This window comes from Micromonospora sp. MP36 (genome assembly GCF_008119785.1).
GTDB lineage: Bacteria > Actinomycetota > Actinomycetes > Mycobacteriales > Micromonosporaceae > Micromonospora.
In genome coordinates this window covers 1-1,513 of sequence record NZ_VSFA01000250.1, presented here as the reverse complement: position 1 = coordinate 1,513, position 1,513 = coordinate 1, and the positions used below count along the sequence as shown (strand labels likewise).

Genomic DNA, 1,513 nt, shown 5'->3' with positions numbered 1-1,513 from the left:
CCAACGCCGTTCAGTTAGGCGTGGGCGGGGCTGGTCAAGGGGCGTGTTGATCAGGAAGTGAGAAGCGGGGTTCCGGTATCAAGGTTTGTCACTCCAAGACAACCCGAACCAGGAACCCCGCTCGGTGGATGAGATTGCCATAACACGGACGGTCACGGTAGCTGCCGGGCCGTTCGCGGCGGGTCACCTCGGTGAGCTGACCCGCCTTGTGCCGTTCGAGATGGTCGATGACGTGCTGGCCGCGACTGGGCGTACGCAGCGACGGGTCCGTCTGTTGCCGGCCCGGGTGGTGGTGTATCTGCTGCTGGCCGGCTGTTTGTTCGCCGATTGCGGCTACCGGCAGGTGTGGGCGAAACTTGTCGCCGGCCTGCGTGGGCTGCCGGTGCCCGACCCGTGCGGCAGCGCGTTGCGCCAAGCCCGGCAACGACTCGGCCCGGCCCCGTTACGGGCCTTGTTCGACCTGCTGCGCGGCCCAGCGGTCACCGGTGCTGTCGCCGCGGTGTGGTGGCGGGGCCTGCTGCCCGTCGTCGTCGACGGCACCGTGCTCGCTGTCGCGGACTCGCCGGCCAACCTGCGCCGCTATGTCAAACACCGATGCAACAACGGCGGATCCGGCTACCCGACACTGCGGCTGAGCGCCCTGTTGGCCTGCGGCACCCGATCGGTCCTCGACGCCGTGTTCGACCCGAGCACCACCAGCGAGATCGCCCAGGCACGGCAACTCGCCCGCAGCCTACGCGCCGGGATGCTGCTGCTGGCCGACCGCAACTACTGCGCCGCCGACCTGATCACCACGTTCGTCGCGACCGGAGCGGACCTGCTGATCCGCTGCAAGACCGGCCGCAGGCTGCCGTTGATCCGCCGCTACCGCGACGGCTCCTGGCTGTCGATCATCGGCGGCCAGCACGTCCGCGTGATCGAGGCCCGGATCGGCATCACCACCACCGCCGGCACCCACACCGGCGACTACCGACTGATCACCACCCTGCTCGACCCACGCCGTCACCCGGCCGCCGACCTCGTCGGCCTCTACCACCAGCGGTGGGAGATCGAGACCGCCTACCTGGAACTCAAGTCCACCATCCTCGGCGGCCGGGTGCTACGCGCTCGCACCCCCGACGGCATCGATCAGGAGATCCACGCCCTGCTGATCGTCTACCAGGTGCTCCGCACCGCCATGGTCGACGCCACCGACAGCCGCCCCGGCCTCGACCCGGACCGGGCCAGCTTCACCACCGCCCTCCACGCCGCCCGCGACCAGATCACGCAGGCCGCCGGGGTCATCGCGGACACCACCATCGACCTAGTCGGCGTCATCGGCGAACGCATCCTGGCCAACCTGCTGCCCGACCGCCGCATCCGGACGAAAACCCGCATGATCAAACGCTCGAACTCCAAGTACCAGGCCCGCGGCCCCCACATCGACCGCCGCACCTACAAAGCCACCACCAGCATCGACATCATCAGCAACGCCCCTTGACCAACCAGCCACCGCCCTAACTGAACGGCGTTG

The 1,513-nt window shown here is 68.7% G+C and carries 1 protein-coding gene; it reads left to right on the top strand.

Annotation, left to right across the window (positions count from 1 at the left end; genetic code table 11):
• Positions 1 to 124: 124 nt before the first annotated feature.
• Positions 125 to 1,480, top strand: coding sequence for an IS4 family transposase (locus tag FXF52_RS41000; protein ID WP_148805016.1), 1,356 nt, complete (start codon positions 125 to 127; stop codon positions 1,478 to 1,480).
• Positions 1,481 to 1,513 lie beyond the last annotated feature (33 nt).